At 75.6% G+C, this 6,003-nt stretch carries 7 protein-coding genes; all 7 read left to right on the top strand.

Going from position 1 to position 6,003, the window contains the following annotated elements; translation table 11 throughout:
• The first annotated feature begins 141 nt into the window (after positions 1 to 141).
• The gene (locus tag AB0442_RS41575; protein WP_366168720.1) at positions 142 to 594 is read left to right on the top strand and encodes an ester cyclase; all 453 of its coding nucleotides are present in this window, start codon (positions 142 to 144) and stop codon (positions 592 to 594) included.
• Between the two features lie 205 nt (positions 595 to 799).
• A complete protein-coding gene (locus AB0442_RS41570; RefSeq protein WP_366168719.1) occupies positions 800 to 1,717 on the top strand; it encodes an FAD binding domain-containing protein in 918 nt (305 codons plus the stop codon).
• Complete coding sequence (locus AB0442_RS41565; protein WP_366168718.1) at positions 1,714 to 2,217, top strand: (2Fe-2S)-binding protein; 504 nt, start codon at positions 1,714 to 1,716, stop codon at positions 2,215 to 2,217. Before AB0442_RS41570 ends, AB0442_RS41565 begins: the two co-directional genes overlap by 4 nt.
• A complete protein-coding gene (locus AB0442_RS41560; RefSeq protein ID WP_366168717.1) occupies positions 2,214 to 4,532 on the top strand; it encodes a xanthine dehydrogenase family protein molybdopterin-binding subunit in 2,319 nt (772 codons plus the stop codon). The genes AB0442_RS41565 and AB0442_RS41560 overlap by 4 nt, the downstream gene beginning before the upstream one ends.
• On the top strand, positions 4,529 to 4,933 hold the full coding sequence (locus AB0442_RS41555) for an acyl carrier protein (protein ID WP_366168716.1): 405 nt from the start codon (positions 4,529 to 4,531) through the stop codon (positions 4,931 to 4,933). The genes AB0442_RS41560 and AB0442_RS41555 overlap by 4 nt, the downstream gene beginning before the upstream one ends.
• Entirely contained in the window at positions 4,930 to 5,706 is a 777-nt protein-coding gene (locus tag AB0442_RS41550; protein ID WP_366168715.1) for a 4'-phosphopantetheinyl transferase superfamily protein, read from the top strand. The genes AB0442_RS41555 and AB0442_RS41550 overlap by 4 nt, the downstream gene beginning before the upstream one ends.
• Positions 5,707 to 5,882: 176 nt before the next feature.
• The coding region (locus tag AB0442_RS41545) for an XdhC family protein (RefSeq protein WP_366168721.1) at positions 5,883 to 6,003 on the top strand (121 nt) is incomplete at its 3' end.

Raw genomic sequence — 6,003 nt, 5'->3', positions numbered from 1 at the left:
GTGCTGGTGCTTTCGGCCCCGGCCTCCCGCGCGCCCCCGCCCCCCCCCCCCCGCCCCGCCGTGTCCCCCCCGCCCGGGGGGTGCGGCCCCCCCGCGCGCCCCCACCCCCACCACCCGGACACCGCCCGGAGAGGACATCCCATGACCACCGTCCCGCAGGGGACCACCCCCGAGGCACGCAAGCAGAAGATCGCCCTGCTGTTCGAGAACATCATCACCAAGGGCGAGCTGGACCTCGCCGACGAGCTGTTCCACGAGGACTTCCACTGGCCGCAGTTCGGCCTGCACGGCCCGGAGGGCGTCCGGGCGTGGGTGCGGGCCTTCCGCACCGCCTTCCCGGACATGGACGACACCGTCCAGGAGCAGTGGGCCGAGGGCGACACGGTGATCACCCGCGTCCGCTGCATCGGCACCCAGCTCGGCCCGTTCCGGGGCCTGCCGCCGAGCGGCCGCACGGCCGACTTCACCGCCATCGGCATCGACCACTTCGAGGGCGACAAGGTGATCTCCCGCTCGGCGCACTTCGACATCGCCGACCTGATGCGCCAGCTCGGCCACACCACCCTCGAGGTCCCGGCCGTCAACAACCCCTGAGCCGTCGGACACCCCCGGTCCGGCACCGCGTCGGACGTCCCGTCGGACACCCCCGGTCCGACTCCTCGTCCGGCACCGCCCGCCGGGCCCTCCCCCGGCCCGGCGGGCACCCCCACCCGCCCCTTCGGCACCCGTCCCCCACGCCCGACCACTCGACCGCCGGTGTCCCGCCACCCGGCCCGACAGGACCCCCAGGAGAGAAGGCATGAAGCCGCCGCCATTCGCCTACTGCCGGCCGGAGACGGCCGAGGAAGCTGTCCACCGGCTCACCCGGTACGGACCCGACGCCCGCGTCCTCGCCGGCGGCCAGAGCCTGCTCCCGCTGCTCAACCGCCGCCTGCTGCGCCCCACCGCGCTGGTCGACGTCGGCCGGATCGCCGCCCTGCGCGGCACCGGCCGGCACGGTGGCGGCCTGCACATCGGGGCTCTCACCACCCACGCCGACCTCGAACGGGCCGCCGGCCCCCACCTCCGGGCGGCCCTGCCGGTCGTCCCCGAGACCGCCCGGCTGATCGGCCACCTGCCGGTCCGCCTCCGCGGGACGATCGGCGGCAGCCTCGCACACGCCGACCCGGCCGCCGAGTGGTGCCTGCTCGCCGTCCTCCTCGACGCCGACATGCACGCCCTCGGCCCGGCCGGTGAACGCACCGTCCCGGCAGCGGAGTTCTTCACCGGCGCGCACCGCACCGCGCTCGCGCCGGGCGAACTGCTCACCGGCGTCCGCATCCCCCGCCCCGCCCCCACCGCGGCCGTCGCCGAGTACGGCTTCCAGCCGGGCAGCCTCCCGCTGGTCGCCGCCGCGGCCGAGCTCGTGCTCGACGACGACGGCCGGATCACCGCCGCACGGATCGCCGTCGGCGGCGCCGAGGACCGCCCCGTCCGCTCCGCCGCCGCCGAACAGACGCTGCTCGGCGGCGCCCCCGACGCCCGACTGCTCGGCCACGCCGCCGACCTGGCCGCCAAGGCGCTCGCGCCCGGGGCGGACCACCGGGCGGGCGCCGACTACCGCCGCGACCTCGCCCGCACCCTCGTCCACCGGGCCCTGGCCGACTCCCTCGCCCGCTGCACGCCCCGACTCCGGCCCCGGTCCGAGGCCCGACTCCAGGAGGCATCCGCGCCATGACCACACCCGTTCCGCTGGAGCTCACCGCCAACGGGGCCGCGCACACGCTGGCCGTCGATCCGAGGCGCAGCCTCGCCGACGTGCTCCGCCGCGATCTCCGGCTCACCGGCACCACGGTCGGCTGCGAGACCGGGGCGTGCGGCTCGTGCACCGTCCTCGTCGACGGCGAGGCCGTCCGCTCCTGCCTGATGCTCGCCGTCCAGGCCGACGGCACCGCGGTCGAGACCGTGGAGTCCCTCGCCGAGGGCGCCGGGCCGGACGCCGAACTCGGTTCCCTGCAGCGCTCGTTCAAGGAGCACTTCGCCCTGCAGTGCGGGTTCTGCACCCCCGGCTTCCTGATGCTCACCACGGCCCTGCTGCGCAAGGAGCCGGACGCCGACCGGGCACGCATCACCGAGTGCGCCGCCGCCAACCTGTGCCGCTGCACCGGGTACGAGCCGATCGTCGACGCCGTCGAGGCGGTCGCCCGCCGCGGCGCCGTCGCCCTGGAGGACGCGTGAACGCCATCGGAGCCTCCGTCCCGCGGCTGGAGGACGACCGGCTGCTGCGCGGTCTCGGCCGCTTCCACGACGAGATCGTCCGGCCCGGCCAGTTGTGGCTGCGCGTCGTCCGCTCGCCCGTCGCGCACGCCCGGATCCGCGGCATCGACACGGCCGCCGCGGCGGCGCATCCCGGCACGGTCGCCGTCCTGACCGCCGCCGACCTCGCCGGGATGCCCCCCGTGCCGGTCCGCCAGCCCGCCCCCGGCATCGACTTCACCCCCTACCTCCAGTCCGCCCTGGCCGACGGCCACGTCCGCTACGTCGGCGATCCCGTCGCCGCCGTCCTCTCCGAGGACCCGTACCTGGCCGAGGACGCGGCCGAGCTCGTCGCCCTCGACCTGGAGGAGCTGCCGGTCTCCCTCGACGCCCGCACCGGCGCGGACCTGCACCCCGAGAGCCTGCGCGGCGCCGGCGCCACGGTCGGCACGGTCGACTTCGCGTACGGCGACGTCGACGCCGCCTTCGCCGCGGCCGCGCACACCGTCACCGCCGACCTGCGGGTCGGCCGGCACAGCGGCACCCCGCTGGAGACCCGCGGCCTGGTCGCCGAATGGGACGCCCGGGCCCGCCGGATGACCGTCTGGGGCGCCACCAAGGTCCCGTACGTCAACCGGCGGATCACCGCGCAGATGCTCGGCCTGGCGGAGCACCGGATCCACATGCTGGAGACCGACGCCGGCGGCAGCTTCGGCATCCGCGGCGAGTTCTACCCCGAGGACCTGCTCGTCCCGCTGCTCGCGCTGCGGACCGGACGGCCCGTCAAGTGGACCGAGGACCGCACCGAACACCTCGTCGCGGCCAACCACGCCCGCGAGCAGGAGCACCGCATCGAGCTCGCCTTCGACGCGGAACACCGCCTGCTCGGCCTGCGCGGCGAGGCCTGGATGGACACCGGCGCCTACATCCGCACCCACGGCGCCGTGGTCGCCGTCCTCACCTCCGCCATGATGTCCGGCCCCTACCGGATCCCGGCCTGCCGCAGCCGCGTCCACATCGTCACCACCAACAAGACCCCGGTCGGCACCTACCGCGCCCCCGGCCGGTTCCAGCACAACTTCGTCCGCGAGCACGCCATGGACCTCGCCGCCGACCGGCTCGGCGTCGACCCGGTCGAGCTGCGCCGGATCAACCTGCTGCACGGCGGCGAACTCCCCCAGCAGCGGCCGCTGCACGTCTTCGGCGCGCCGATGCTCCTCGACGGCAAGGACCACCTGGACCACTTCGACAAGTCCCGGGAGCTCTTCGGCTACGAGGCCTGGCGCGAGGAGGCCCGGCAGGCCCGGACGCAGGGCCGGCTGGTCGGCGCCGGCTGCGCGGTGATCCTGGAGAAGGCCGGCCTCGGCCACGACAGCGCCGTCGTCGACATCGGGGCGACCGGCGCGATCCGCGTCGCCATGGGCGGCGCCAACGTCGGCCAGGGCGTGGAGACCGTCATGGCGCAGATCGTCGCCGAGGAGTTCGACGTCCCCACCGGGTCCGTCGCGGTGGTGCTCTCCGACACCGACATCCTCGCGGACGGCTCCGGCACATTCGCCAGCCGCACCACGGTCGTCGGCGGCACGGCGGTGAAGCTGGCCGCCGAACAGGTCCTCGCCAAGGCGCGCCGGGTCGCGGCCGTGCTCCTCGGCACCGGACCCGAGCAGCTCGTCGTCCACGCCGGCTGCCTCGCCGTCGACGGCGAACCCGAACGCCGGATCGCCCTCGGCCAGGTCGCCGCCGCCTGCTACACCCCGCAGTTCGTCCGCACCGGCGAGGAGCCCGGCCTGATCGGCCGCGGCACCTACGCGGCCGGCGCGATGACCTACCCCTACGGCGCGCACTACGCGCAGGCCGAGGTCGACCCCGGCACCGGGGCCGTCAGACTGCTGCGCTACGCCGTCAGCTACGAGATCGGACGGGCCGTCAACCCGGCTCTGGTGCACGCCCAGATCCTCGGCGGCACCGTCCAGGGCATCGGCGGCACCCTCCTGGAGGACTTCCGCTACGACGAGCGGGGCCTGCCGCTGGCCACCACCCTCGACGAGTACCGCTGGCCGCGCGCCGGCGACCTGCCCGACATCCGGGTCGAGATCTTCGAGGACGCCCCCGCCCCCGGCAACCCGCTCGGCGTCCGGGGCGCCGGCGAGGGCGGCACCGCGGGCGTCGGCGCCGCCGTGGCCAACGCCGTCCGCGACGCACTCGGGCTCACCGGCACCGTCGGCGCCCTGCCCCTGCACCCCGACCGGGTGATGGCCCTGATCCGCGCCACCGACGAGGAGGAGGAAGCGATATGACACGCCACCGGATGGTTCCGGAGTGGCTGGACCCGGACGAGTGGAGCGAGACCCCGCCGGAGGACACCGGAGCCGTACCCCCACCCGACCCCGCCGCCCTCGCCGCCGCCGGCCCGGCCGGACGGACGGCCCTGCTCGTGGACTACCTGCGGCGCGAAGCCGCCGCCCTGCTGCAGACCGAACCGGAGCGCATCGACGCCACCCGCCCGCTCACCAGCATCGGCATCGGGTCGATGACGGGCCTGGAGCTCCGGCAGCGCATCCGCGAAGCGACCGGCGTGGAACTCGACCTGCCCGCCGTGCTCCGCTCACCCGACCTCACCGCGCTCGCCGCCGACCTGGGGGACGCCCTCGCGGACGCGCCCGCCCGGCCCCTCGCCGCACCGGCAGGCACCGGGTGAGCGCCGCCGACGGGCACCGGGTGAACGCCACCGCGGCGGCACCCCTCGGCGACGGCCGGGTGGACCTCTGGCTGCTCCGCCAACCCCACCCCGACGACATCACCGGCGCCCTCGACCTCTCCGAACTCGACGAGCGCGAACTCGCCCGGGCCAGCGCCTGCCGCCGCCAGACCGGCGGATTCCTCTACGCCTCCGCCCACATCGCGCTGCGCCGACTCCTCGGCGCCTACCTCCACCACCCCGCCGCCGAACTGGAGTTCACCCGGCAGCCGTGCCCCTGCTGCGACAAGCCGCACGGTCGGCCGGCACTCTCCGTCCCGGACTCCGCCGTGCACTTCTCGCTCTCCCACAGCAGCGGAATGGCCCTGGTCGGCATCGCCTCCGCCCCGATCGGCGTGGACGTCGAACAGGTACCGCGCGCCTCGACCGTCGAGGTGTGCTCGACCGCGATCCACCCCGCCGAGCGGACCGAGATCGAGGCCGTCCCACAGCCGCTCCGCCGGGCCGCCTTCGGCCAGCTGTGGACCCGCAAGGAGGCCTACCTCAAGGGACTCGGCACAGGACTCGGCCGCCCGCTCGCCGAGGACTACCTCGGCGCCGACGCCGCGGCCCGGCCGCCCGGCTGGACGGTCGTCGACATCCCCTGCGGCCCCCGCCACACCGGCGCCGCAGCCGTCCGCACCGAGACACCGCTCGCCGTCTCCCCCCGCTGGATCCCCGTCGAGAGCCTCTACACCGGCGCCACCGTCGACCTCTCCCACCTCGCCGCCTGACGGCACACGGGCCGTCAACTCAGGTGAACCCTCAGGGGCGCGGGGAACTGCGCAATCCGGGGCTGGTGATCACGACTGCACGGGCCAAGCCCTGATCCGCACAGCCGAAGTGCGCTGTTCCCCGCACCCAGGACCCGCCGTCCCACCTTCCCATCAGCCTTCGGAGGACCGCCCCCATGCAGGACATCGCCCCACAACTGCACGCCTGGCACGCGTCCGGGCGCTCCTTCGCCGTGGCCACCGTCGTCGGCGTCTCCGGCAGCGCCCCCCGCGACCCCGGCGCCGCGCTCGCCGTCG

Origin of the sequence: Kitasatospora sp. NPDC085895 (genome assembly GCF_040702125.1) — a bacterium.
Taxonomy (GTDB): domain Bacteria; phylum Actinomycetota; class Actinomycetes; order Streptomycetales; family Streptomycetaceae; genus Kitasatospora; species Kitasatospora arboriphila.
The sequence above is the reverse complement of the archived record's forward strand: the minus strand, read 5'-3'. Positions and strand labels throughout refer to the sequence as shown.

Bases quoted from the DNA above. Each gene is read 5' to 3' on its own strand.
- AB0442_RS41575 (WP_366168720.1), top strand. From the start codon at position 142: ATGACCACCGTCCCGCAGGGGACCACCCCCGAGGCACGCAAGCAGAAG.
- AB0442_RS41570 (WP_366168719.1), top strand. From the start codon at position 800: ATGAAGCCGCCGCCATTCGCCTACTGCCGGCCGGAGACGGCCGAGGAA.
- AB0442_RS41565 (WP_366168718.1), top strand. From the start codon at position 1,714: ATGACCACACCCGTTCCGCTGGAGCTCACCGCCAACGGGGCCGCGCAC.
- AB0442_RS41555 (WP_366168716.1), top strand. From the start codon at position 4,529: ATGACACGCCACCGGATGGTTCCGGAGTGGCTGGACCCGGACGAGTGG.